This is a genomic window from Micromonospora sp. NPDC093244, from assembly GCF_040683695.1.
Classification (GTDB): domain Bacteria; phylum Actinomycetota; class Actinomycetes; order Mycobacteriales; family Micromonosporaceae; genus Micromonospora.
Map to the genome: position 1 here is coordinate 1835488 of NZ_JBFBEO010000001.1, position 24521 is coordinate 1860008.

General features: G+C 72.6%; 22 protein-coding genes. 11 read left to right on the plus strand and 11 right to left on the minus strand.

All coding sequences use genetic code 11. The annotated features are described in order from the left end of the window. Nucleotides 1-23: 23 nt before the first annotated feature. The gene (gcvP, locus tag AB0N27_RS08130) at nt 24-2846 is read left to right on the plus strand and encodes an aminomethyl-transferring glycine dehydrogenase (protein ID WP_364364953.1); all 2823 of its coding nucleotides are present in this window, start codon (nt 24-26) and stop codon (nt 2844-2846) included. A gap of 104 nt (nt 2847-2950) precedes the next feature. Here the strand turns inward: gcvP and AB0N27_RS08135 are convergent, their stop codons facing one another. Beyond that, on the minus strand, nt 2951-3151 hold the full coding sequence (locus tag AB0N27_RS08135; protein ID WP_139582101.1) for a DUF5999 family protein: 201 nt from the start codon (nt 3149-3151) through the stop codon (nt 2951-2953). Between the two features lie 96 nt (nt 3152-3247). Here AB0N27_RS08135 and AB0N27_RS08140 point away from each other — a divergent pair, with 96 nt between their 5' ends. Both AB0N27_RS08140 and def read left to right on the plus strand, forming a co-directional pair. Beyond that, nucleotides 3248-4462 (plus strand): chorismate-binding protein, encoded by a 1215-nt coding sequence (locus tag AB0N27_RS08140; protein ID WP_364364956.1) that lies wholly within the window; start codon nt 3248-3250, stop codon nt 4460-4462. A 31-nt stretch (nt 4463-4493) separates the two neighbouring features. Beyond that, nucleotides 4494-5003: a peptide deformylase gene (def, locus tag AB0N27_RS08145; RefSeq protein ID WP_364364959.1), complete on the plus strand. Its 510-nt coding sequence runs from the start codon at nt 4494-4496 to the stop codon at nt 5001-5003. 4 nt (nt 5004-5007) lie between these two features. On the opposite strand, the gene AB0N27_RS08150 is transcribed toward def, so the two are convergent. Next, entirely contained in the window at nt 5008-5778 is a 771-nt protein-coding gene (locus AB0N27_RS08150; RefSeq protein WP_364364962.1) for a GNAT family N-acetyltransferase, read from the minus strand. Beyond that, nucleotides 5778-6551: a TSUP family transporter gene (locus AB0N27_RS08155; protein ID WP_364364965.1), complete on the minus strand. Its 774-nt coding sequence runs from the start codon at nt 6549-6551 to the stop codon at nt 5778-5780. Before AB0N27_RS08155 ends, AB0N27_RS08150 begins: the two co-directional genes overlap by 1 nt. A gap of 182 nt (nt 6552-6733) precedes the next feature. On the opposite strand from AB0N27_RS08155, the gene AB0N27_RS08160 reads away from it, so the two are divergent. The 3 genes from AB0N27_RS08160 to AB0N27_RS08170 all read left to right on the plus strand — a co-directional run bounded on the left by AB0N27_RS08160 (nt 6734) and on the right by AB0N27_RS08170 (nt 10448). Further along, entirely contained in the window at nt 6734-7513 is a 780-nt protein-coding gene (locus AB0N27_RS08160) for an endonuclease/exonuclease/phosphatase family protein (protein ID WP_364364967.1), read from the plus strand. A gap of 109 nt (nt 7514-7622) precedes the next feature. Further along, on the plus strand, nt 7623-9731 hold the full coding sequence (locus AB0N27_RS08165; protein ID WP_364364970.1) for a M14 family zinc carboxypeptidase: 2109 nt from the start codon (nt 7623-7625) through the stop codon (nt 9729-9731). A gap of 72 nt (nt 9732-9803) precedes the next feature. Then, the gene (locus tag AB0N27_RS08170; RefSeq protein ID WP_364364973.1) at nt 9804-10448 is read left to right on the plus strand and encodes a fasciclin domain-containing protein; all 645 of its coding nucleotides are present in this window, start codon (nt 9804-9806) and stop codon (nt 10446-10448) included. 7 nt (nt 10449-10455) lie between these two features. Here the strand turns inward: AB0N27_RS08170 and AB0N27_RS08175 are convergent, their stop codons facing one another. Then, a complete protein-coding gene (locus AB0N27_RS08175; RefSeq protein ID WP_364364976.1) occupies nt 10456-11457 on the minus strand; it encodes a tyrosine-type recombinase/integrase in 1002 nt (333 codons plus the stop codon). A gap of 57 nt (nt 11458-11514) precedes the next feature. Between AB0N27_RS08175 and AB0N27_RS08180 the strand changes: the two genes are divergently transcribed. After that, entirely contained in the window at nt 11515-12069 is a 555-nt protein-coding gene (locus tag AB0N27_RS08180) for an AAA family ATPase (protein WP_364364979.1), read from the plus strand. 170 nt (nt 12070-12239) lie between these two features. Here the strand turns inward: AB0N27_RS08180 and AB0N27_RS08185 are convergent, their stop codons facing one another. Further along, a complete protein-coding gene (locus AB0N27_RS08185; RefSeq protein WP_364364982.1) occupies nt 12240-12548 on the minus strand; it encodes a hypothetical protein in 309 nt (102 codons plus the stop codon). 321 nt (nt 12549-12869) lie between these two features. On the opposite strand from AB0N27_RS08185, the gene AB0N27_RS08190 reads away from it, so the two are divergent. The 3 genes from AB0N27_RS08190 (at nt 12870) to AB0N27_RS08200 (ending at nt 14962) form a co-directional block, all read left to right on the plus strand. Continuing rightward, entirely contained in the window at nt 12870-13457 is a 588-nt protein-coding gene (locus AB0N27_RS08190) for a hypothetical protein (RefSeq protein WP_364364984.1), read from the plus strand. A gap of 192 nt (nt 13458-13649) precedes the next feature. Further along, nucleotides 13650-14255 carry a response regulator transcription factor gene (locus AB0N27_RS08195; RefSeq protein WP_364364987.1) on the plus strand — a complete coding sequence of 202 codons (606 nt, stop codon included), beginning with the start codon at nt 13650-13652 and terminating at the stop codon, nt 14253-14255. A gap of 122 nt (nt 14256-14377) precedes the next feature. After that, nucleotides 14378-14962 carry a response regulator transcription factor gene (locus AB0N27_RS08200; RefSeq protein ID WP_364364989.1) on the plus strand — a complete coding sequence of 195 codons (585 nt, stop codon included), beginning with the start codon at nt 14378-14380 and terminating at the stop codon, nt 14960-14962. Between the two features lie 21 nt (nt 14963-14983). On the opposite strand, the gene AB0N27_RS08205 is transcribed toward AB0N27_RS08200, so the two are convergent. The 5 genes from AB0N27_RS08205 to AB0N27_RS08225 form a co-directional block, all read right to left on the minus strand. After that, nucleotides 14984-16735 (minus strand): ABC transporter ATP-binding protein, encoded by a 1752-nt coding sequence (locus tag AB0N27_RS08205; protein ID WP_364364992.1) that lies wholly within the window; start codon nt 16733-16735, stop codon nt 14984-14986. Continuing rightward, the gene (locus AB0N27_RS08210; protein ID WP_364364994.1) at nt 16732-18459 is read right to left on the minus strand and encodes an ABC transporter ATP-binding protein; all 1728 of its coding nucleotides are present in this window, start codon (nt 18457-18459) and stop codon (nt 16732-16734) included. The genes AB0N27_RS08205 and AB0N27_RS08210 overlap by 4 nt, the downstream gene beginning before the upstream one ends. 73 nt (nt 18460-18532) lie before the next feature. Further along, a complete protein-coding gene (locus AB0N27_RS08215; protein WP_013734295.1) occupies nt 18533-18652 on the minus strand; it encodes a SapB/AmfS family lanthipeptide in 120 nt (39 codons plus the stop codon). A 5-nt stretch (nt 18653-18657) separates the two neighbouring features. Beyond that, nucleotides 18658-21255 carry a class III lanthionine synthetase LanKC gene (gene lanKC / locus AB0N27_RS08220; protein ID WP_364364998.1) on the minus strand — a complete coding sequence of 866 codons (2598 nt, stop codon included), beginning with the start codon at nt 21253-21255 and terminating at the stop codon, nt 18658-18660. Between the two features lie 150 nt (nt 21256-21405). Further along, nucleotides 21406-22185 (minus strand): alpha/beta hydrolase, encoded by a 780-nt coding sequence (locus AB0N27_RS08225; RefSeq protein ID WP_364365001.1) that lies wholly within the window; start codon nt 22183-22185, stop codon nt 21406-21408. Between the two features lie 124 nt (nt 22186-22309). Here AB0N27_RS08225 and AB0N27_RS08230 point away from each other — a divergent pair, with 124 nt between their 5' ends. Next, nucleotides 22310-22759, plus strand: coding sequence for a hypothetical protein (locus AB0N27_RS08230; RefSeq protein WP_364365004.1), 450 nt, complete (start codon nt 22310-22312; stop codon nt 22757-22759). 48 nt (nt 22760-22807) lie between these two features. Here the strand turns inward: AB0N27_RS08230 and AB0N27_RS08235 are convergent, their stop codons facing one another. Then, nucleotides 22808-24439, minus strand: a complete 1632-nt coding sequence (locus tag AB0N27_RS08235; RefSeq protein WP_364365007.1) for a beta-N-acetylhexosaminidase — start codon at nt 24437-24439, stop codon at nt 22808-22810. Nucleotides 24440-24521: the final 82 nt, after the last annotated feature.

Sequence of the window (24521 nt, forward strand, 5' to 3'; positions counted from 1 at the left end):
GACCTCGCCCGGGAGTGCCGCCAATGAGCGTAGAGCAGTTCGCCACCCGTCACATCGGTCCCGGACCGGACGACGAGCGCCGCATGCTGGAGGTCGTCGGGCACGACTCGATCGACGAGCTGATGGACGCCGCGATCCCCGAAGTGATCCGCTGGCACGGCACCCTGGACCTGCCCGATCCGGCCACCGAGGCCGAGGCGATCGCCGAGTTGCGGGCCCTGGCGGCCCGCAACACCGTCGCCGTCTCCATGATCGGCCTGGGCTACCACGGCACGCACACCCGGGCGGTGATCCGCCGCAACGTCCTGGAGGACCCGGCCTGGTACACGGCGTACACGCCGTACCAGCCGGAGATCAGCCAGGGCCGCCTGGAGGCGCTGCTGAACTTCCAGACCATGGTCACCGACCTGACCGGCCTGGCCACCGCGAACGCCTCGATGCTCGACGAGGGCACCGCCGCGGCCGAGGCCATGACCCTGGCGCGGCGGGCCTCCAAGAGCAAGAGCGGCGTGTACGTCGTCGACGCCGACGCCCTGCCGCAGACCATCGCGGTGATCACCAGCCGGGCCGAGCCGCTCGGCATCGACGTGCGGGTCGTCGACGTCGAGCGTGACGAGCTGCCGGCGGAGTTCTTCGGCCTGCACCTGCAGTACCCGGGCGCGTCCGGGGCGGTGCGCGACCACGCGGGACTGGTCGAGGCGGCGCACGCCGTCGGCGCGCTGGTCACCGTCGCGGCGGACCTGCTGGCGTTGACGCTGCTGCGCGCACCGGGGGAGATCGGCGCGGACATCGCCGCCGGCACCACCCAACGGTTCGGCGTACCCATGGGCTTCGGTGGGCCGCACGCCGGTTACCTGGCGGTGCGTTCGGGCCTGGAGCGGATGCTGCCCGGGCGCCTGGTCGGGGTGTCCCGCGACGCGGACGGCAACCCGGCGTACCGGCTGGCGTTGCAGACCCGCGAGCAGCACATCCGGCGGGAGAAGGCGACGAGCAACATCTGCACCGCGCAGGTGCTGCTCGCCGTGATGGCCGGCATGTACGCCGTTTACCACGGCCCGGACGGGCTGCGGGACATCGCGGCGCGTACCCATGACATGGCGGCGCGGCTCGCGGCCGGGCTGCGCGCCGGCGGCGTGGACGTCGCGGACGTCGCGTTCTTCGACACCGTCACCGCGACCGTGCCGGGCCGGGCCGCCGAGGTGGTCACGGCGGCCGCGCAGCGGGGCGTGAACCTGCGGCTGGTCGACGCCGACCGGGTCGGGATGTCCTGCGACGAGACGACCACCGACGCGCACCTGAGCGAGGTGTGGGAGGCGTTCGGTGTGCCCGTGTTCGACGGCGCCGTGGACGCCGCTCTGCCGGCCGACCTGGCCCGCACGACCGACTTCCTGACCCACCCGGTGTTCCGCAGCCACCACTCCGAGACGGCGATGCTGCGCTACCTGCGGCGGCTGTCGGACTTCGACTACGCCCTGGACCGGGGCATGATCCCGCTCGGGTCGTGCACGATGAAGCTCAACGCCACCACGGAGATGGAGCCGATCAGCTGGGCGGAGTTCGCGCACATCCACCCGTTCGCGCCGGACGCCCAGACCGTCGGGTACCGGGAGATGATCGGTCAGTTGGAGTCGTGGCTGGCCGAGGTGACCGGCTACGACGCGGTGAGCGTGCAGCCCAACGCCGGGTCACAGGGCGAGCTGGCCGGGCTGCTGGCCATCCACTCGTACCACGCGTCGCGGGGTGAGTCGCACCGCGACGTGTGCCTGATCCCGTCGTCGGCGCACGGCACGAACGCGGCGTCCGCGGTGATGGCCGGCATGCGGGTCGTCGTGGTGGCCTGCGACGACGACGGCAACGTCGACCTCGTCGACCTGGACGCGAAGATCGACAAGCACCGGGACGCGCTCGCCGCGATCATGGTGACGTACCCGTCGACGCACGGCGTGTACGAGACGGGCATCGCGTCGCTGTGCGCGAAGGTCCACGACGCCGGCGGGCAGGTGTACGTCGACGGGGCGAACCTCAACGCCCTGGTCGGGTTCGCCAAGCCCGGCAAGTTCGGCGCGGACGTGTCGCACCTGAACCTGCACAAGACGTTCTGCATCCCGCACGGCGGCGGTGGCCCCGGTGTGGGTCCGGTGGCGGTCCGCGCGCACCTGGCGCCGTTCCTGCCCGGTGACCCGCTGGGCGCGCACGCCGACGCCACCCCGGCGATCTCGGCGGCGAAGTACGGGTCGGCGGGCATCCTGCCGATCCCGTGGGCGTACCTGCGGATGATGGGCGCCGAAGGGCTGACCCGGGCGACAGGGGTGGCCGTGCTCGCGGCGAACTACGTGGCGGCGCGACTGCGGGGGCACTTCCCGGTGCTGTACGCCGGCAACAAGGGCCTGGTGGCGCACGAGTGCATCCTGGACCTGCGGCCGTTGACGAAGGCGACGGGCGTGAGTGTCGACGACGTGGCCAAGCGGCTCATCGACTACGGCTTCCACGCGCCGACGATGTCGTTCCCGGTGGCGGGGACGCTGATGGTGGAGCCGACCGAGAGTGAGGACCTGGCCGAGCTGGACCGGTTCTGCGACGCGATGATCGCCATCCGGGCGGAGATCGACAAGGTGGGAGCCGGGGAGTGGCCGGCGGGGGACAACCCCCTGGGGAACGCGCCACACACCGCGGCGATGGTCAGCGGTGACGAGTGGCCGCACCCGTACCCGCGGTCGGTGGGCGCGTACCCGGGCGGGACCGATCGGGCGGGGAAGTACTGGCCGCCGGTGCGGCGCATCGACGGCGCGTACGGCGACCGGAACCTGGTCTGCTCGTGCCCGTCGCCGGAGGCGTTCGAGGACTGAGAAGGGCGGGCGTGCCGGGGCGGGCGGAATGGGCCGCCCCGGCAGCCGCTGCGACCTGGACGAGCCCTGTCGACGGCGGCTAGACGGTGACGCTCAGTGGTGGATCAGGCCACGAGGGCGTGACGGGCGGGACCGCGGTGCGGGGCGATGCTGCTGCCGTCGGGCAGAAGCTCACCTGTGTCCTCGAAGACGATGACACCGTTGCAGAGCAGGCTCCAGCCCTGTTCAGGAAAGCAGGCGAGGACGCGGGCGGCTTCGCGGTCGGTCGCTGCGGCGGAGGGGCAGGTCGGTTGGTGCTGGCACATCGGGTTCTCCGGACTGTGGGGGCACTGTGTCATGGTTCACATGACCAGTGACGCACAGTACCAAGCGAAAGTGTCCAGCATCGAGCAGGTGTCGGGTTGGCGTACGGGAAATCCACTGAACGGATGAGGAAGGTCGGACCATACGGCGTGGAAACGCTCCCACAGGTGCTGGTCGATGTCCCCGCGGCACCAGCCGGTTGCCGCGACTCGCTCGTCGAGTCGGCGCGCCTGCACTGGCGCCGCGCCGACGGCGGTGACCCCGCCGCACTCGCCGAGGAGTTCCTCGCCGCGCACGGCCTGGACCTGCACGACCTGGCCCGACCCGCGCCGCACGGCGTACGCGTCTGCGGTGCCGCCCTGTACCTCTCCGCCGCCGCCGGGGCGCACCTGGCCGGCGCACCCACCACGACGCCCGAACCCGCGCCGACCCTGCCCGACCTCGCCGTCGTCGTCTACCACCACGGCCCCACCCGCAGGACCCCGGCCCCCGTGGCGACGCCCTGGTGGCTCGGCCCGTGGACCGAGAGCTGGACCCCCGGGCAGCACGCCGCCGCCGTCGACGCCGTCCGCGCCGCCATCGGCCGTGGCGACGTCTACCAGACCAACCTCGTCGGGCACGCCGCCGCCCGCTACACCGGCGACCCGCTGCCCGCCCTGCGCCGCCTCGGCGCGCTGCCCGGCGCCCGCTACGGCGGCGCGCTCACCGGCGACGACTGGGCCATCGGCTGCGCCTCCCCGGAAACCCTCATCGAGGTCCGCGACGGCACCCTGACCACCCGACCCATCAAGGGCACCCGCCCCGCAACCGCCGCCGGCCGCGCCGAACTGCTCGACAGCGCCAAGGAACGCGCCGAACACATCATGATCGTCGACCTGGAACGCAACGACCTGGCCCGCATCGCCCGCACCGGCACCGTCACCGTCGACGACCTGTTCGCCGTACGCCGGTGGTGCGACCTGTGGCAGGCCGAATCGACGGTCCGCGCCGCCGTCGCCGACGGCCTCGGCCTGGCCGACCTGCTGCGCGCCACCTGCCCCGGCGGATCCGTTACCGGAGCGCCGAAACTCGCCGCACTGCGCCAGATCGCCGCCCTCGAACCCGTCGGCCGCGGCGCCAGCATGGGCGCGCTCGGCTGGGTCGCCCCCGACCACGTCGACCTCGGCCTGACCATCCGCACCGCCGCCGCCGACGGCGAGAGACTGCACACCTGGGCGGGCGGCGGCATCACCTGGGACAGCGACGCGCACGCCGAGGTCGCCGAGGCCGCCGCGAAAACCGCCCCCGTCCGCGCCACCCTGGCCGGACGCTGACCCCGGCGCCCCCGGCGATACGCTGACCCCCATGACCATGCGGCCCATCCGGATCATCGGCGACCCCGTCCTGCGCACCGAATGCGAGCCGGTCACCACCTTCGACGCCGAGCTGCGCGCCCTGGTCACCGACCTGATGGACACCCTGCTCGGCGAGCCCGGCCGCGCCGGCGTCGCCGCACCGCAGATCGGCGTCAGCGCCCAGGTGTTCGTCTACGACGCCGACGGGCACCGCGGCCACCTCATCAACCCCACCCTGGAGCTGTCCGACGACCTCCAGGACGACGAGGAGGGCTGCCTGTCCATCCCCGGGCTGTACTTCCCGACCACCCGCGCCCTGCACGCCACCGCCCACGGCGTCGACCAGAACGGCGAACCACTCACCATCAGCGGCAGCGGCTTCCTCGCCCGCGCCCTGCAACACGAGACCGACCACCTGCGCGGCACCCTCTACGTCGACACGCTGCGCGGCGACACCCGCCGCAGGGCCCTGCGCGAGATCCGCGCCGGCCGCTTCGACTCACCCAGCCGCCGCCGCTGACCCGCTACCGCGCCGTCAACGTCCACTCGTCGTAGTCGGCGAACCGGGTGAACCCCACCCGCTCGTACAGCCGCACCGCCGCCGCGTTGTCCGCCTTCACGTTCAACGTCACGTGCGTGACGCTCTCGCGCAGACGCGCGCACAACGCCGCCACCACCCCCGCGCCCAGACCCCGACCCCGCCAGCGCGGGTGCGTCGTGACGTTGCCCAGAGCCGCCACCCGGTACGCCGGCGAGAACACGTGCACCCCGGCCACCGCGACCAGCTCACCGCCCTCGCGGACCCCCACGTACTGCCCGGTCTCCAGCATCCGCTCGTCGAACCAGTTCCCGGGGTACGCCCGCGCGTACAGGCGCCGCAGCCCCGGCAGGTCCGCCGCCCCGAGCACCACACCCTGCGGACGCACCGCCGACAACCGGGCCGGATCGGTCAACGCCATCCGGTGGTGCCGGCCACTGGACTCCAACCGGAACGGCCCGCCCAGGACGTCGGACAGCCCGGGGGAGAGGTGCGCGTACAACCGGGCCGGCAGCACCGGCGCGAGGTCGGCCAGCAACGCCCCCAACGCCGTCGTGTCCGCCGGCGCGGCGAACGCCAGCAGCGTCGGCGGATCCACCCCGTGGTACAGCAACGCGACCTGCTCACCCCGACGAAACCACGAGGTGTACGGCCAGAAGAAATCGTCCAGGTCACCCAACTGGTAGGCGTGCAGCACCGGATCACGCCCCAGCAACCCCGCCAGAACCGCCCGGTCGTGCTCGGCGCGCACCGCCATCAGCGGGCCACCCACTGGTCGTGGCCGAGCTTCGCCACCAACGCCACGACCACCACCAGCAGCACCACCCGCACGAACCCCGACCCGCGCCGCAACGCCATCCGCGCCCCCAGCACCGCGCCCGCGATGTTGCACACCGCCATGCCCGCGCCCAGCAACCACCACACGTGCCCGGTCACCCCGAACACCACGAGCGCACCCAGGTTCGTGCCCGCGTTGACGACCTTCGCCATCGCCGAACCGTGCACGAAGTCCGCACCCACAAGCGCGGTGAACGCCAACACCAGGAACGTGCCGGTGCCCGGGCCGATCAGCCCGTCGTACAGGGCGATACCCACCCCGGCCACCGCGACCACCGCCGCCACCCGCACCGGAGTCCGCTTCGCCGGCACCGCCACCACACCCAGCCGGGGACGCAGCAGCACGAACACCGCCACCGCCACCAGGACCACAAGCACCACCGGCCGGTACGCCGACGCCGGCACCGCCCCGGCCAGCGCCGCACCCACCCCCGCGCTCAGGACCGCCAACCCCGCCGCCGGTCCGGCCACCCGCCAGTCGACCTTCGTACGCCGCGCGTACGTCACCGCCGCCGTCGACGTGCCGAAGATCGCCGCCAACTTGTTCGTGCCCAACGCCGTGGCCACCGGCAACCCCGGCGCGGCCACCAGCAACGCCGGCAACAGCAGCAGACCACCACCGCCGACCACGGCATCGACCCAACCCGCCATCGCGGCGGCGGCCAGCAGAGTACTAAGCGAAACGGCGTCCACGGGCGGCAATTCTGCCCACCCGACCCGCCCGAGCAGCCCGGCAGTGGCAAGCCTCACCCCTCAGCGCCCCCGCGTACGCCGCAACCACACCCCCAACGCGCCAACCGCCACGAACACCAGCACGGAACACAGCAGCACCTTGACCACCCGGCAACCCTGCCACGGGGACGTAGGGTGCAGGAGTGCGCCTGGCCACCTTCAACATGCTGCACGGACGATCCCTCACCGACGGGCTCGTCAACTCCGACCGCCTCGCCGCCGCCATCGGCGCCCTCGACGCCGACGTGCTCGCCCTTCAGGAGGTCGACCGCGACCAGCACCGCAGCGGCAAACTCGACCTCACCACCATCGCCGCTGCAGCACTCGACGCGCCCCACCACCGCTTCGCCGCCGCAGTCGTCGGCACCCCCGGCGAACAGTTCCGCCCCCTGCGCCACGACGACGACGGCCACGGCGAACCCTGCTACGGCATCGGCCTGATCAGCCGCTACCCGGTGCGCAGCTGGCAGGTCACCCGACTCAAACCGGCGCCCGTACGCTCCCCGGTCTACGTCCCCGGCCCCCGTGGCGGCCTCGTCCTCCTGCACGACGAACCCCGCGTCGTCCTCGCCGCCGTCCTGGACACCCCCCACGGCCCGCTGACCGTCGCCGCGACGCACCTGTCGTTCGTCCCCGGCTGGAACGCCCGCCAACTCCGCCAGACCATCCGCGCCCTGCGCGCGCTCCCCGCACCCCGCGTCCTGCTCGGCGACCTCAACCTGCCCGCCGGCCCGGCCCGACTCATCTCCGGCTGGCACCCCCTGGGTCGCCGCCCCACCTACCCCGCCGGGCAACCCCGCGTCCAACTCGACCACGTCCTGGCCGACCGGCACGCCCTCACGCAGCTCCCACCCGTACGGGCCGTCACCGCGCCGCTGTCGACCATCTCCGACCACCGACCCCTGCTGGTCGACCTCGGCTGACCGCCGCCTCCCGCGCCAAGCCGCAAGATTCCCTCAAGATCATTGCATCGACGAACTCCGACGATCATGCTGGTCGACACGCCCCACGATCGACCCCGTCGGAGGCCACATGAGACGCCAGCGAACCACCCTGCTCGCCGTGTCCACACTCCTCACCGTCACCCTCACCGCCGCACCAACCCCCGCCAGCGCCCAGAGCGCCGCAGCACCGAACCAGGTCACCAACCTCACCGTCCACCAGGCCGACGGCTACGCCACCCTCGCCTGGCAACCCGTACCCGACGCCACCGACTACCAGATCGAACGCACAGCCGTCGACGCCACCAACACCCCCACCGGCGAGCCGACAATCGTCGGCATCTGGCGACCCAACCGCCAGATCAACCAGAACGCACCCACCTTCGCCGACGCCGGCTTCAACCCCGGCGACAGCTTCCAGTGGCGCGTACGCGCCCGCACCGGCACCACCGAACAGCCCTACTCCGACCCCGTCACCGGCACCACCACCGCACCCTGGGGCAACCCCGACACCCCCGGCCAACAGCTGCGCACCCAGTGGGAGACCACCCACGCCGCGCAATACACGAGCGACACCGACGAGTACGCCTACACCGCCGCCATCGACGCCCTCAGCGACCGCGTACGCGTCGTCGAACTCGGCCGCACCGTCCAGAACCGACCCATCAACATGCTGGTCATCGGACACCCCACCCCGGCCACCACCCCCGAGGCCGTCGCCGCCACCGCACCCGTGGCCATCAACTGCAACGTGCACGGCAACGAACCCGGCGACCGCGAAGCCTGCCTCATCATGGCCCGCCAACTCGCCTTCAGCACCGACCCCCGCATCACCGACCTGCTCAGCCACACCACAGTCCTGATCGTCCCCACCATCAACGGAGACGGCCGCGCCAACAACACCCGCGGCAACTCCACAGGCCAGGACCTCAACCGCGACTACTCCCTGATCCGCCAACCCGAGACCGCCGCGTACATCAAAATGGTCCGCGACTACCGACCCGTCGCCGGCTACGACGGCCACGAGTTCGGCAACTCCCGCGCCGGCGACCTGCCCATGCTGCCGCCCCGGCACCAGAACGTCGCCCAACCCATCTTCGACCAGTCCCAGGACATGATCGAAGGCCACATGTACGCCAAGGGCGCCGAAGCCGGCTGGTGGCCCTGCCCCTACGGCTGCGAAGGCGGCGGCAACATCGGCCTCAGCGAGGAAACCATCCTGCGCAACACCCTCGGCCTCAAGAACGTCACCAACTCCCTGCTGGAACTGCGCAGCTCCGGCGGCCAGACCCGACCCGACGAGGGCAACACCGCCAACAACCGGCGCCGCAAGACCTACTCCGCCCTCTGGACCTTCCAGCAGTTCCTCGACTACCACCGCGCCGACCGCGCCGACATCCTCACCTCCCGCGCCGAAGCCATCGAGATCCAGGCCGCCAACACCGGCCGCCTCGTCTTCCGCGGCTCCCGACCCATCCCCGCCCACCCCGCACCCCACCCGGGCGACAGCCCGCCGCCCCTGGACGCGCCCCCGGCCAACCTGATCCTCGACAACGCGCCGTGCGCCTACAAGCTCACCGAAGCCCAGTACAACGGCCCCCGCACCGACGGACCCGGAGGCGTCGGCACCACCGTCGCCCAGCGCATCGCCGCCCACGGCTGGAAGGTCATCACGACCACGGACGGCTACTACGTCCCCCTCAACCAGCCCGAACGCGGCCTCATCCCGCTGCTGCTCGACCCGATGGGCGTGGAGAAGCTGAGCGACGGCGAACGCGTCTACCCGACCCTCACCGGCCGACGCAACGGACCACTCGCCGTCACCGGCTTCACCTGCGCCGCCGACGCCACAATCAACGGCCCCGTCACCGTCCGCGCCGGCGCGGCACTCGTCACGACCGGCACCACCATCAGCGGCCCGGTCACCGCCAACGCCGCCGCCGGCGTCCTACTCGCCGACAGCACCGTCAACGGCCCCGTCCACATCGCCAACACCACCGACGCGGTCTCCCTCATCGACGTCACCATCGCCGGCCCGGTGAGCCTCACCGGCAACACCACAGGCACCGACATCCCGCTGCTGGCCGGCTCCACCATCCGCGGCCCCCTCACCTGCACCGGCAACAACCCCACCCCGACGAACCTCGGCATCGCCAACACCGTGCACGGCCCCCGCACCACCCAGTGCGCGGCACTGTGACCTCCTGACACCACCGGCGGCGCGGGCCACACGCCCGCGCCGCCGGCCCACCCCCCATCTCGTGGAGGCCGCGTGCCGCAACCCGCCACCGCAGCGCGACACCCCCGACTACGGACCCTCGCCCTGCTCGCGTCGACACTGCTGCTCACCGCCTGCACCGGCACCCCCCGCACGCCCGACGCGTCAGCCACCACACCCCAGGTCACCGGACCCCTCTGCGCCGCCCTGCCCACCGGCACCGACCCCGGCAACCCGACCTTCCTCGCCAGCCAACCCGTCGAGGCGGCACTGCGCTGGATCCCCACCCTCACCACGTTCGAAGCGGCACTGCGCACCAGCGGCGTCCTCACCGACCTCCCCGCCGGCACCCCCGTCACCGTCCTCGCACCCACCGACGACGCCTTCGCCGCCACGTTCTCCGAGGACAACTGGGACGACCTCATGACCCACCACCCCGACCAGCTCCGCACCCTGCTCAAGGCCCACCTCAGCACCGGAGCCCACCCGATCGACGACCTCACCACCGCCGGCTCGACCACCACCCTCGACGGCACCACCATCACCGTCACCCGTACCGGACCCACCACCCGCCTCGCCGACCGCGCCAACACGGTCTGCGCCAACTACCAGGCCACCAACGCCCGCATCCACATCATCAACGCCGTCCTCGGCCCCCTTCCCGTCACCGCCGACGGCACCGGCCACCGCGCACACTGAACCCCGTTCACTCCTGGTCCGCCGCGACCAGAGCCGCCAACGCACGGTTGGTCCGGTTGGCCCGCACCGCGTCACGCTGCTGCCCGGCCGTCACCTCGATGTACGTCTGCGACGACGCCAACGACGCGTGCCCCAACAACCGCATGATCTCCGCCGCGCTCGCCCCGTCCTCCGCCAACCGCGTCGCGAACGTGTGCCGCAACGCGTGCAACCGCGCCCCCCGAGGCACCCGGTCACCGATGCCCGCCCGCCGGTAGCAGGACTCCACCAGATACTGGAGCCCACCACGGCGCAGCGACTCACCGCGCCGGTCCACGAGCAACGCCGAGTCCGGCCGCACCGACCGCGAACCGAAGCGGCGCACCCGACTGTCCAGGTAGTCCCGCAGCACCCGGTCCAGGTCCGCCTCGATCGGCACCACACGTGGCCGCCCACCCTTGCCGACCACCTCGATCCGCCGCTCGCCGGGCCGGCCCGCCAGCGAGCCCACCCGCAACGCCAGCAGCTCCGACAGGCGCAACCCCGCGCACAGCGCCACCGCCAGCACCGCCACGTCCCGTTCCGGCCACGGGTCACGCTGCCGGCCGTCGTCCCGGGCGACCGACGCGAGCAGCACCTCGGGGGTGTCCGCGCCGCGCAGCGGCTTCGGCTGGGGGAGGAGCGCCCGGGGACGCCCGACCGCAGGCATCGGGTTGCCCGCCACCAGCCCGTCGGCGACCAGGAACGTGAAGAAGCTGTTCCAGGTGGACCAGGCCCGGTGCACCGACGCGGGTGCCCGGGGCGCGGCGAACCGGGCGAAGGCCGCCCGCATGACGCGGGGGGAGAGGTCGGTGATCGACACGGCGTCCAGGGGGAGGGGAGTGGCGTCATCGTCGGCCACGAGGGTGGCCACCGCGTACAGGTCCCGCCGGTAGGCAGCCAGGGTGTGGGGGGAGGGCTTGCGGGTCGCGCGGGCGGTCAGGAACTCCTCGATCAGCACCCCGAGCGATTCGTCCTTTTTGTCATGCATAAGGGATATTATGCAGCATTTTCGCGTTCGCGGGAAGCAGGGGAGAGAGGAGAAGCCGTGCCCGAACCACGACGGTTTGTGCTGACCGGAGCACCGGGCGCCGGCAAGACGACCCTGCTGGAGGCACTGGGCCGCAGGGGGCACGTCACTGTCCGGGAGGCCGCCACCGACGTCATCGCCGAACGTCAAGCACGGGGCTGCGCCGAGCCGTGGGACGAACCCGACTTCATCGACGCGGTCACCGCCCTGCAGGCTCGCCGCCAGGTCGCCGCGCCTGCCGCACCGGTACACCTGTACGACCGTTCGCCGCTGTGCACACTGGCGTTGGCGCACTACCAGGGCAGGCCGATCGGGGCGGCGCTCACCGCCGAGGTGGACCGCATCACGCGGCAGCGGACATACGAACGAACGGTGTTCCTGGTCGGCCCACTCGGCTTCATCCACCACACGGCCGCGCGCCGGATCAGCTACGCCGAGTCGCTGGCCTTCGCCCGCGTGCACGAGCAGGTGTACGAGGCGCACGGGCACCACCTGGTCCACGTGCCGGTCGGCACGGTGGCGCAACGGGTCGCGCTAATCGAGAGCCACGTGTCACGCACGCGCGGCCGATGAGTCGCGTCCACCCCTGCCGGGGGTGCCTCACATCGGCTTACTTTACATAATGTGCATTATCGAATCAGGACTTCGCCTCGCGGAGGTGCGAGAGTGCCCGCCCACCTGATGGACGGACGGTACGCGACACGCCACCGGATGCGTTGAGGTGTCCACATCGCTACGATGAGTCAGCGAACTCGAGCGGAGGGGGTCGTGCCCGCGTGCGAAGTCCCGTCGATGGCACTGCGCCGACCCGATCCGTTCCCTTCGCGGCCGACCGGATGCGCCGGCTCGCCCGGCGGATGCTGCTGATCCTGGCCGCCGTCGGCGCCGGCTTCGTGGTGGCCGTTCTGTTCCAGGGGCCGGCCGCCGCGGACGACGGGGTCGGCGGCGGCCATCATCAACGGACCGGTGTGATCGAGCGCGTCGTCCGGCTCACTGTTGGAGAAGGCATCGACCGGCACCGCCAGCGGGACGCGAGAGCCGACGACAGCCACCGGAATGTGCCCCCCACCTCGCGGACTGGGGCTGTCCGGGTCGCCCCAGCGACGCCACCGACGTCGCCCGGGGGGTCGGGCCGAGGCTGGGCCAAACCGGTCGCGCTCCCCCGCGTCGGCGCGTCCGTGACGCATCGTCCGGTCGAGCGAAAAGCGGTCCGACCTGGAGCTCGCTCGGAGTCGACGGTCCGGGTCGGTAGTCGTCCGCCTCACGACGCCGGCCCGTCGCAACGGCTCGTGACTCCCCCGGCACCGATCGTGGCAGAGGTAATCGCGGCGGATCCCTCGACCCGGGCACACCCGCACCTAGCCGCGCCGCCGGTGCTCCGGCCCGTCCTGTCGTCCACGACAGGCCTGGTCAGCGCCGTGGTCGCGCAGGTCGTGGACGTCGTGGAGCGGGTGCCGATCCGGCCTGTCGTCGTCGCCCTCGGTCGCATCACCGGTGTCGTCCTGTGGCCGGTTTTCGACGCGGTGATCGTTCCGGTGACAGCGCGGCTGCCCGCGCCGCCGGGGCCCGGGCTCGGCCCTGTCCCGGTGACCGACGCGACGAGCGGGCCCTCCCCGGCCCCACCGGTCGATCCGGCGGTGGTTCCGGTACGCCCCGTCGAGGTGCTGCCGGCGGTGGCTGCGCCGTGGCCGGCGTCTGCCGTCCAGGGGCCGCGCATCACGTCTGCTACGGGGCATCACGTCGCACGGCCAGGTCCGACGGCCACCCCGGTTGGTCTTCCGGGGCTGCCCGTCGCACCCGCCGACCAGGACGCGGCCGGTGTCGACGAGGGGTCGACGCCCGCGCCCGGGCTGGTGTGGCCGGTCGTCCGGCAGGTGGTCGCCGCCGCCGCGCAGACCTACGATCTCGGGCTTTTCGTCCTCGGGACCCGATCCCCGTCGGTGATCGCCCGACCCGGCTGAGGCGGCCGGTCGGCCTGCGGCGGCTGCCCTGTGTTGGGTAGGTTCCGCCGCTGGGTCGACCGGTGCCCGGGCCCGTTCACGAGACGGTGCCTGGGCCGACGCCTGCCCGTCTGTCACGCGTGGACGGTCTGCTGGGCCCTGTGGGTGATCCGGGGTGGCCGTCCGGCGCGTACCTGAGATCGGAGAGACGTGGTGATCCACGTTGTCATCGCCGAGGACATGGGGTTGTTGCGCGGGGCGCTCTGCGCCGCGCTGTCGCGTGAGGAGGACATGGAGGTGGTCGCCGACGTCGAGGGTGTCGGCGAGTTGTTGACGGTGGTCCGGCGGTGCCGGCCGCAGGTGGTGGTGCTCGCGCTGTCGCCGGATCTCCCCGATCCGGTGGAGGTGGTCGCCGCGGTCCGGGCGGGGGCGCCGACGAGTGCCGTGCTGGCGATGAGCCCCCGGTGGAGTCCGGCGCTTGTGGAGGCGGCGCTGGCGGCCGGCGCTCGGGGTCTGGTCGGGAAGGACGGCTCGCTGGAGGAGTTGGTGCGGGCGATCCGCACGCTCGCCGACGGGGAACGTGCGATCGATCCGGTCGCGGCGGCGGCGGTGCTGTGGCCGACGGAGAGTCCGTTGACGCCTCGGGAGTTGGATGTGCTGCGGATGGCCGCCGAGGGTCTTCCGCTGAAGGAGATCGCTGTGCGGCTGCACCTGGCGCATGGGACTGTGCGCAATCATCTGTCGGCGATCCTGCGCAAGACCGGTGCCCGTAACCGGTTGGAAGCGGTGTGGCGGGCGCGGCGGGACGGCTGGTTGTAGGCGTCCCCGGGGGGCGGGTCCGGGGTGTGTTCGGGCCCGCTCCCCCGACGTGCGGTTGCGCGATTCGCGTGTTTGAATGCGTACGTTGCGTGATCGTCACCGGGTGCGGGGAAGGATTCGAGGTGATCCGTACGCTGCTCGCGTTGGACGGCACCCTGGTGCTGGGTGCGTTGTCGTTCGTCCTGGCTGCCGAGGACGACATCCGTGTGGTGGGCAGGGTGGACCGCGTCGCTGCGGTTCCCGCCGCCGTGCGCGCCCACCGGCCCGATGTGGTGGTGGCCGACCTGGACTTCGTCGAGGGCGTCGAGGCGAGTCGTCTGGGTTCGTGTCCGGTCCTGGTGCTGGCTCACCCGCGTCGGGCGGGGCGGCTGCGGGGGATGTTCTGCGCGACCCGGATGGTGGGTGTCCTGCGCTGTGATGTCGCTCCGCAGCGGGTCATCGACGGGGTTCGTCGGCTCGCCCGGCGGGAGCCGGTGCTCGACGCGGATCTCGTGGTGGCGGCGCTGCACTCGGATGGCCCGTTGACCGATCGTGAGACGCAGGTGTTGTCGCTGACCGCGGCGGGGGCGCCGGTGGCGGAGGTCGCGGTGTCGCTGGGGCTGAGCTGCGGCACCGTCCGCAACCATCTCGGTCGGATCGCCCGCAAGGTCGGGGCGCGTACCCGGGTCGAGGCGGTGCGGGTCGCGCGTGAGGCGGGCTGGATCTGAGCCCCATGCCGGTGGGGTGGTTCAGGCTCGCGGTGCGGGGGGTGCCATCGCGGGTTCGTCCCAGCAGCCGACGAGCAGTCGGTAGGTGGTCGAGCGGCTCAGCAGTTGCTCGTGGGTCCCCGTGGCGGGTTCGTCGCCGTCGAGGACCAGCAGGCGTTGGGCGCGGATCGCGGAGCTGATGCGGTGGGCGATCACGACGAGGCTGCCGGGTCGGTGGGCGAAGGCGTCCTCGACTGTTGCTTCCAGTGCCGGGTCCAGGTGGCAGGTGGCCTCGTCGAGGATCACCAGTGGGGCGGGGGCGAGCCAGGCCCGGACGGCGGCGATGAGTTGCCGTTCGCCGCTGGAGAGCTGGGTCGGGGTGATCGGGGCGGCGAGGCCGCCCAGGCGGGTGGCCAGGGGGCGGGCGCCGAGCGCGTCGAGTGCGGTTTCCAGGGTGCTGTCGTCGGCGTCGGGTCGGAGGTAGCGGAGGTTGTCGGCGAGGTGCCCGGTGAAGATGTAGGCCTCCTGGGGTACGAGGACGCGCATCCGGGCCAGGGCGGCGGGTGCGGCGTGGGCGACGGGCTCGCCGGCGAGGTGGACGGTGCCGGCCTCGGGTGGTGTGAGGCCGGCGATCAGGGCGGCCAGTGTGGATTTGCCCGCGCCGCTCGGGCCCACCACGGCGAGGTGTTCCCCGTCGGCGAGGGTGAGGGACAAGTTCTCCAAGACGGGTCGGGAGCGTGGTCCGTAGCGGAAGGTCAGTCCTCGGGCCTCGATGGCCGGTGCGGGGCCGGTCTGGTGGGTCGGTGGGCGGGGCGGGCGCGGGGCGGGCGCGGGGGCGGTGTCCGGGTAGGTGCGCAGGATGTTCTCCAGGGTCACGACGTAGCGCAGTCCCCCGCCGCCGATGCCCTGCACGAGGGTGTGCAGGGCCGGTTGCAGGCCGGTGGAGACGTAGATCAGCGCGCCGAGCACCGCGCCGGCGGTCAGGCCGCGCTCGACCAGCCAGGGTGTGGCGGCCAGCAGTACCACAAGTGGCAGCCAGCCGCCGATGCCGAGGCTGAGGCTGCGGATCGCGGCCATCCGGGCGAGGGTGCGTTCGGTGGCTGCCTGCGCGGACACCCGGCGTTGCACGTCGCCGGTGACGCGTGCCTGGGCGCCGCAGGCCAGCACGTCGCGGTGCCCTGCCAAGGCGGTCGCCGCCGCCTGGCCGAGGTGTTCGCCGGCCCGGACGTACGCGCGCTGGTGGGCGACCATCGCCGGCAGGGCGGCGATGAAGACGGCCAGGCCGACGAGCATCGGCGCGGCGGCGAGCGCCGCCACCGTCGGGGCCAGGGCGAGGAGGCCGAGCAGGGCCGCGCCGGCGGAGAAGAGGAAGCCGCGGGTCACCATCAGCAGGCCGGCGAAGGTGTCGCGAACGATCTCCACCTGGTGGGTCAGCCGGGTCACGGTGGCGCTGTCGGGGTGGCCGCCGGTGCGGGTGGCGTCGTGCAGCGCGCCCCGCACGACGCGTGTCGCCAGGTCGTCGCGGAACGGCTCGACCACGGCGCCGAGGCTCCGGTACGTCCGGCCGGTGGCCGTGGCGCCGAGCAGCACGGCTACGGCGAGGGCGCCCAGCCAGGTCAGGCCGGTGAGGGGGTGTCCGGCCAGGAATCCGTCGTCGACGGCGTGGGCGATCAGGTAGCCGGAGAGCAGCGCGGGCAGTGACTCGACGAGCGACCAGCCGCAGAGCCGGGTCAGCTCGCGGCGGCGGGCCCGCGCCGCCCGCCAGGTGACTCGGCGTACGCCGGGACGGGTCATGGTTCACCGTTGGCGGGTTGGAAGACCGCCCGGTAGTCCGGGTCGGTCCAGAGGCGTTCGTGTGGTGCGAGGGCGCGCAGTCGACCGCCGTCGAGCCAGGCGACCAGGTCGGCCGCGGCGGCGGTGGCGGCCCGGTGGGTGATCACCAGGCGGGTGCGTTCGCCGGCCCGTGCGGTCACCGCCCGGGTAATGCGGTGTTCGGTGGCGGTGTCCAGGTTGGAGGTGGCGTCGTCCAGGATGAGCAGTCGTTCGGCGGCGAAGGCGCGGGCCAGGCCGAGGCGTTGGGTTTCGCCTCCGGACAGGGGTGTGCTCGCCAGCGGGGTGCGGTAGCCGTGAGGTAGTCGTTCGACGACGTCGGCGACGGCTGCCGTGCGGGCGGCGTCGAGGACAGCCGGTGTCGCCGGTGTGGGGTGGGTCGGTGGTGCCGCCGATCCGGCCGGCATGGCCATGCCGATCGCGTCGTGGATGGTCGCGCCGATCAGCACGGGCCGGTCGAAGGCGTAGCCGACGGCCCGGCGCAGCGCCGTGCGGTCGAGGTGCCGCAGGGGTACGCCGTCGAGTCGTACGTCGCCGGCGTCGGGATCGTGCAGCCGTCCCGCCACGGCGGCCAGGGTCGACTTGCCGGAGCCGGACGTCCCGACGACGGCCACTGTGGCGCCGGCCGGTACGTCCAGGTCGATCCGGTCGAGGATGGGTCGGCCGTCGTCGGTGTGCACGCTCACCCCGCGCAGTCGCAGCGCGCCGCCGCCGGGTGGCAGGGGTCGGTGGCCGGCGGGCGCGGTGGGCTGGGCCAGCAGTTCGGCGACGCGGTTCGCGCCGGCGCGGCTGCGGACCAGGTGGTTCAGTGTGGCGAGTACGCCGCCGAGTCCGGCGCCCATCGCCGCGTAGCGGACCGCGGCGATGAGTTGTCCCGGCGTCAGCCAGCCGGTGGTCAGGGCGTACCCGCCGACGGCGACGACGCTCAGGTGCAGCAGCGGCGCCACGGCGGAGGTGCGTGCGTTGGCCCGGGCCAGCAGGTCCCAACCGCGTCGGCCGTGCGCCGCGAGTTCGGGCAGGGCGGCCAGCACCCGTTCCTGTTCGCGGTGGGTGGTGGCGGCGGCGGCGATGGTCTTCGCGCCGGTCAGTGATTCCAGCAGTCGGCCGGCGATGGTGCCCAGCGCCTGCTGGTAGCTGGCGGTGACGGTCGAGGCGTCGGAGACGAAGGCCCGCATGAGGACGGCGAGCAGGGTGAGGCCCGCGAGCAGGGTGAGGCCGAGGACCGGTTCGATGATGGTGAGGGCGACGACGCTGCCCAGTGGTGGGAGCACGGCGACCGTGGCCAGTACGACGGCGTTGCCGGCCTGTCCCGCGTCGGCCGTCTGGCTGACCAGCCGGCCCACGAGGTCACCCACCGGGTGGCGGCGGGTGGCGCGGACGTCCAGCGCGAACAGGTGGCGCAGCAGGTGCCGGCGCAGTCCGGCGGTGGCGCGTGCGGCGCCGAATCCGGTGGCCAGGTCGGTGATGGTGTCGACGCAGATGAGGACGACGACCAGGGCGCAGGCGGACACCATCCACCAGCTGGGGCCGGTGGTGAGGGCGGCGTCGACGGCGCGGCCGAGGGCTGCGGGTAGCAGGAGTTCGGCGGTCGCTCCGAGGAGCGCGACCACGGCGAGCGTCGCGGTCCAGCCGCCGCCCGCCAGGACCGTCCGCCGGAGCAGCCGGTCCCCCGCGGCGAACGTCGGCATGGGTCCTCCCGGTGCTGCGCGGGTGGCCCTGGGCGGGTACGTCTACCCGCCCAGGGCTCCACGTGCGAATGGATCAGTTGCAGGTCGTGACGGAGAGCGAGCTGTCGCCGCAGAGCAGCAGGCTCGCCCGGCTACCGCCACCCGTGCGGTCGGCCGGAGCCATCTCCAGGCCCTGGAGGTCCAGAAGCGCCATGTCGTTCACCTCCCTTCCTTTCGTTCGTGGAGTGCGTCGCCCTCGCTGTCGCGAGGGAGTCTCTGTGCGTCCGCCAGGGGCGCGAGGAACGGCAGCGTCCGTGGTTCGTCGGGCCGGGCGCAGGCCAGCGCGTACAGCACGCCGGCGGTGCCGGTGCCGAGGTCCATGGACAGGCGCAGCAGCTGCTCACCCGGGAAGGCGGTGCCGTCGCGGTAGGGCAGCGCGTGCCAGGACAGCCGTCGCAGTTGTGCGTCGAGTTCCCGGCGGTCGGCGTCGTGTGTCGAGGCGGCGAGGTAGGCGATGATGCCGGCCCGGCCGGTGAAGAGTCCGGACTGCGCGTAGAAGGGTGAGCGTGCGGCGCGGCGGATCTGCGCGCTCGTCTCGGCGAGCCGGTCGTCGGCGCGGTGGCGCAGGTACTGGTCGAGGACCAGCCCGATGCCGGCGCTGCCGTGGGCCAGGTAGGGCATCGTCCGCCAGCCCTCGTTGACCTCCAGTGCGCCGTCGGGGCGCAGCACGCAGCGGCGCAGGTCCTGGCGCAGGGCTGTGGCGGCGTGCCCCAGCAGGTCGTCGTCGCCTGTGAGTTCGTAGAGGCGGAGCAGCATCAGCGCCGGGCCGGTCCGGCCGCGCAGCAGCCCGGCGTACGGGTGGCGTCCGCCGCTGATGTCGGGGCCGGGGTCGTCGGCCAGCCGGTCGATGACCCGTTCGGCGGCGCGCCAGGCGGCGTCGCGCAGCGATTGCTCCCCGGTGCGGGCGGCCAGCTCGGCGAGGTTCAGGGCGATTCCGGACAGCCCGCTGGCCAGGCTGTGGTCGAGCCCGTCCAGCGGTTCGCGGAGGCAGATGTCGAGCACGTCCAGCGCGTCCTGTCGGCGTCCGAGGTGTTCCAGGGTGTACGCCACGCCGTGCAGTCCGTCGTAGAAGCCGCAGCGGGTGCCGGACGGTGGTGTGGTCGCCCGCCGTGCGAGCCACTGTTCGTGCTCGGGCCAGCGGCCCGCGCCGCTGGTGGCGAGGGCGTACAGCACGCCGGCGGCTCCGTGGGCGAGGTTGAGGCCGCCGCTGCGGAACTGTTCGATGTCGCCGGGGAAGAGCCGGTCGTCGCGTTCTGCTGTGGCGCTGGCGATGATCGCCCTGGTGAGGCGGTCGCGCTGGGCGGGCCAGTCGTGCGCGCCGAGGTCGGGGTGGGGGTCGGTGGCGTCTGGGGGTGCGCCGGTGATCTCCTGGACCGCCGGGTCCAGGAAGGATCGCGGGACCGGGAAGTTCGCGGCGATGATGTCGGCCAGGTCCGCCGCCTTCGTCGGGGCGAGTCGGACCAGCTGAGTCAGGGGTAGGAACAGCGCCAGCCGCAGGCACGCCAGGGCGTACCGGTCGACCGCCGGTCCGCTCCGGTCGCGGGGGGCCGCGAAGCCCTGGTTGCGCAGTCCGGGTCGGCGGTGTCCGGTGATCGGGGCGGCGACCTCGAAGTCGACGAGGGCGACCTGGTCGTCCGGGCGGATCATGATGTTGAACAGGTGCAGGTCGCCGTAGACGAGTCCGCGCTCGTGGATGGCCGCGATGAGGGACTCGACCTGCTCGTGGACGTGCCGGGCCCAGCGGGCGTACGCCGCCCGGTCGTCGGGCGTCGCGTCGGCGTCGATGAGCGGGTACCTGTCGACGAGCACCTTGTTCAGGGGCCGGCCCTGGATGAACTCGAGGGCGAGGAACCGGTGCTCGCCGAGGGTGAACTCGTCGTGCACGCGTGGCACCTGCGGCAGGTCGGCGAGTTGCCGCAGTGCGGCCGCCTCGCGGGCCAGTCGGGCGACGGCGTCGACGCCGTCGGCGTCCAGGCCGGCGTGCGGGCGCGCTTCCTTGAGGACCACCTCGGTGTCGCTTCGCAGGTCACGTCCCACGTACAGCCCGCCGCCGTTGGAGAAGTGGATCACCCGCTCGATGCGGTACGGCACCTGGTTGGTGCTGGTGTCGTTGCGGGCGGCCAGGTGCGGGTCGAGGAAGTCCGGCAGGGTGATCCAGGACGGCACGTGAAAGACCGGATCGCGGCGGTCGGGCACCAGCGCACCTGTGTCGTCCTCGATCGCGGGGACCACCTGGCCGTCCCCGGAGTGGCAGTAGCGGGCGGCGAATCCGCCGTAGCGCACGTGCACCGGGCCGGCGCCGTAGCGCAGGTCGCTGAGGATGTACGGGCCGGGCTCGCCGGCGAGCAGCTCGTCGAGCTCCTTGCAGGTCAGCTCCAGTTCGGCGTCGTCGCGGGGGTAGACGGTGATGAACTTGCCGCTGGCGGCCCGGGCGGCGTACTTGGAGTTGCGCAGCAGCAGCGTCCGGGGCCCGCGCAGGAACTTGAAGGACAGGCCTCGGGGGACGCAGTATTCCCAGACCGCGTCGAGCACCCGCTCGGCGTTCGCCAGGCCCGCCGACACGTGGATCTTCCAGCCCTGCTGCGGCAGTGAGCCGCCGTCCGGGCCGTAGATCAACCAGTCGTCGAGCGGCTCTCGCCGCCAGCCGGTCGGGACCGGACGGTCGGCGGCCGGGAAGACGGGTTGGGCGACGGCGCTGCCGAGCGAGTCGTAGAACAGTCGATCCGCGGCGCAGTAGCTGTCGTAGCGCTCGTCCACCGTCCCGCCTCCCGTCCCGAACCCGTGCCGGCTGTTGTTCCGGCGTTGTGTCGAGTCTCGTGGACAGGGCGGGGCGCGCCACAGTGCGCTTAGTCATCACCTTCGATGCGGGGCGCACGGGTACTCATGACAAAAGTCAGGGCCGCGCGGTCAGTCGCGGGTGCGGCGCAGCCAGTGGCGGGTGTGGGCGCGCAGCAGGGCGGGCTGCTCGTAGGGCAGGTAGTGGCCGGCCTCGTCGAACACGCTGAAGGTGCCGTGCGGGTAGCGGCGCATGGCGTGGAACTGGTCGGCGTAGCCGACGATGCCGTCCTGCCGGCCGGTGAGCACGCTTACCGGCCGGTCGAAGACGGTGTCGGCGTTCTCGTCGGCGAGCGCGTACCCGGTGCCGGTGCGCAGCGCCTGCTGGAAGGCCTCGTCGCCGGAACCACCGGCGGTGAGGGCGGCGAGGACGGTCGCGACGACGGCGGGGGTGCGGTGACCCAGCGCGGTGTCGAGGTGCGCGCGCAGGTCGGTGGGGGCGGCGTCGAGCCAGCCGGCGGGCCCTGCCGGTGGGCGATGCTCGGGCAGGGCGCGGCTGGCCGGTGCGATGGTGACGCCGGGGCACACGAGGAGCAGGCCGCGGACCAGGTCGGGGCGTTGGCGTGCGATGCCGGCGGCGAGGTACGCGCCGTAGGACGCGCCGGCCAGCAGGGCCGGCGCGTCGAGGTGCCGGTCGAGCCAGGCGACGACTGTGTCGAGCACGGCCTGGGAGGTGGGTCGGCAGTGCGCGGGTGAGTCGCCGTACCCGGGCAGGTCCAGGTACGTCTCGCGCAGTCCCGCGCCGGCGAGGGCGGGAGCGAAGGCGGCCGCCGTGGCGGCGCGGGTGGTGCTGATCATGGGCAGGCAGACGATCGCCGGTCCGGTGCCTGTGGTCTCGGCTGCCAGGTCCATCCGCGGATCCTAGTGGGCGGCGGAACGGGACTGCGTCATCGCCGCGTGATCTCTACAGTGGTGCGTTCCGGTTCCAGCGGGGACCGCTTGTCACAACGGGGGAAACACCATGATGGGTAAGTCCGTGCGTACCGTCCTGGCTTGTGTCGTGCTGGCGGGCCTGGTCGCGGGTTGCGACCCGGCGCCGAAGGACGACGCGGGCAGTGCCGATCCGTCGGCGGCCGTGGCGGCCAGTCCGACGGTGGATGTCGCGGCGAACAGCAAGCAGGTCTGTGAGACGACCCTTGCGGTGGTGAAGAAGCACTTCGTGGCGATGGCGGACGACGCGATCGCCGCGATCGACAAGCCGGTCAGCGCCAAGGAGCAGGGCGAGAAGGTGCGCGGCCACTACACGGCGCTGGCGCAGGACCTGCGCAAGGAGGCGCCGACGGCGGTGGATCCGCAGCTGCGTACGGCGTTGGAGAATCTCGCCACCGCTGTCGAGAAGCGGCTCACCGGCCCGAAGGCCACCGAGGTGGAGGCGCCGGATCTGGACCCGACCCTCAAGGCGCTGGACAGCACCTGCGGTCGTTGACCGCCGCCGGGGCGCCGGCCGGGTTCGACCGGCGCTCCGGGGAGCGGTTCAGATCCAGGGCACCTGGGGGGACGGGTAGAAGTTGACCTGTTGCAGGCGCCAGCGGGGCGCCTGCTCCCCCAGCCGGGTCCGGAACGACTCCCAGTCGTGGCTGGTGGTGGTCGACCAGCCGAGTTCGGCGATCGCCGGCAGGCGGGGGAAGGCCATGTACTCGATGTCGTCGAGGGTTCGCAGGGTCTCGGACCACAGGGGCGCCTCGACGCCGAGGACGGCGCTCTCGCCGACGCCTGTGACGCGGGTCGCCGGGTCCCAGCCGTACGCGTCGGACACCTCGATGAGGCCGGCCCAGCGCAGGCCCAGGGGTGTGTTGGCGTCGTACTTCATGTCCAGGTAGGACTTGTTGGCCGGGGACATGACGACTTTGGTGCCGCGGGTGACGGCGTCGACGAGGTCGGCGTTGGTGGTGCCGGTTCCCCAGAACTGGGCGACGGCGTCGGCGGGCGGGTCGGCCTGCGTGATCTCGTTCCAGCCGGAGGCGCGTTTGCCGTACTTGCTGACCAGGGGCAGCACCCGGTTCATGAAGGTGCGGTAGTCCTCGTCGGTGGTGGCGTGGGCTTCGTCGCCGCCGATGTGCAGGTACGGGCCGGGTGTGATGGCGGCGAGTTCGCGGATGACGTCCTCGACGAAGCGGTAGGTGAGCTCGTCGTTGATGCACAGGGAGCTGTAGCCGACGGCGATGTCGGTGCGTGGGGGCGGTGCGACGCCGTCGCAGTTGAGTTCGGGGTAGGTCGACTGGGCGGCGTTGGTGTGCCCGGGCATGTCGATCTCGGGGACGATGGTGACGTGCCGGGCGGCGGCGTACGCGACGACTGCCTGGTAGTCGGCTTTGGTGAGGTATCCGGGGCCGACGCCGTCGACTCCGGTGCCGGGCCCGCCGCCGACGGTGGTGAGGCGGGGCCAGGAGTCGATCTGGATACGCCAGCCCTGGTCGTCGGTCAGGTGCAGGTGCAGGTAGTTGATTTTGTACTGGCTGATGAGGTCCACGTACGCGGTGATCTCGTCGACGGTGTGGAAGTGCCGGGCGAGGTCGAGCATGGCGCCCCGGTAGGCGAAGCGCGGGTAGTCGACGATCCGTCCGCCGGGGATGGTCCAGGTGGCGTGTCGCCGGTCGGGCGCCTCGATGTCGGCGGGCAGGAGCTGGCGCAGTGTCTGGGTGCCGGCGAACAGCCCGGCGGGGGTGGTGGCCCGGATCGTGACGCCCTGGCGGGTGACGTCGAGTTGGTAGCCCTCCTGGCCGACGCGGTGGTCCGCTCCCCCGAGGACGAGGGCGATCTCGGGCAGTGGGGTGGAGCGGACCGGCAGGACGGGCAGCGGGTAGCCGGTGGCGGGGCGCAGGGTCTCGGCGAGGTGGTTGCCGACCTGGCGGGCGGCGGCGGAGCCGGGTGCGGTGCGGATGACGGTCCGTGGGGTGATCCGGAACGCGGCGCGGGCGTCGGGGCGGGTGTCGACGGGCGCGGGGATCACGTCGGTGAGGTGCCGGGCCGGGGTGTGTTGTGTGGCGGCGGCGGGGCCCGCGGGGAGGGTGAGGGGCAGCGCGAGCGCGGCGATGGCCAGCAGCCGCGTGGTGGTGTGTCGGCGACGCACGGGTACCTCCAGGCGTTCGTCGTGATCGGTAATCATCGATCCGATTCCCACGCTACCCGGGGCTCGCCCGCACTGTAAACACTCCTAATCGTTCCTGTCGGCACGGGAGCTGTTGTCG

What these genes read in the sequence shown, in the direction of transcription:
- gcvP (WP_364364953.1), top strand. Translation starts at nt 24, where the DNA reads ATGAGCGTAGAGCAGTTCGCCACCCGTCACATCGGTCCCGGACCGGAC.
- AB0N27_RS08135 (WP_139582101.1), bottom strand. Translation starts at nt 3,151, where the DNA reads ATGTGCCAGCACCAACCGACCTGCCCCTCCGCCGCAGCGACCGACCGC.
- def (WP_364364959.1), top strand. Translation starts at nt 4,494, where the DNA reads ATGACCATGCGGCCCATCCGGATCATCGGCGACCCCGTCCTGCGCACC.
- AB0N27_RS08150 (WP_364364962.1), bottom strand. Translation starts at nt 5,778, where the DNA reads ATGGCGGTGCGCGCCGAGCACGACCGGGCGGTTCTGGCGGGGTTGCTG.
- AB0N27_RS08165 (WP_364364970.1), top strand. Translation starts at nt 7,623, where the DNA reads ATGAGACGCCAGCGAACCACCCTGCTCGCCGTGTCCACACTCCTCACC.
- AB0N27_RS08175 (WP_364364976.1), bottom strand. Translation starts at nt 11,457, where the DNA reads ATGCATGACAAAAAGGACGAATCGCTCGGGGTGCTGATCGAGGAGTTC.
- AB0N27_RS08205 (WP_364364992.1), bottom strand. Translation starts at nt 16,735, where the DNA reads ATGACCCGTCCCGGCGTACGCCGAGTCACCTGGCGGGCGGCGCGGGCC.
- AB0N27_RS08210 (WP_364364994.1), bottom strand. Translation starts at nt 18,459, where the DNA reads ATGCCGACGTTCGCCGCGGGGGACCGGCTGCTCCGGCGGACGGTCCTG.
- AB0N27_RS08215 (WP_013734295.1), bottom strand. Translation starts at nt 18,652, where the DNA reads ATGGCGCTTCTGGACCTCCAGGGCCTGGAGATGGCTCCGGCCGACCGC.
- AB0N27_RS08225 (WP_364365001.1), bottom strand. Translation starts at nt 22,185, where the DNA reads ATGGACCTGGCAGCCGAGACCACAGGCACCGGACCGGCGATCGTCTGC.
- AB0N27_RS08235 (WP_364365007.1), bottom strand. Translation starts at nt 24,439, where the DNA reads ATGATTACCGATCACGACGAACGCCTGGAGGTACCCGTGCGTCGCCGA.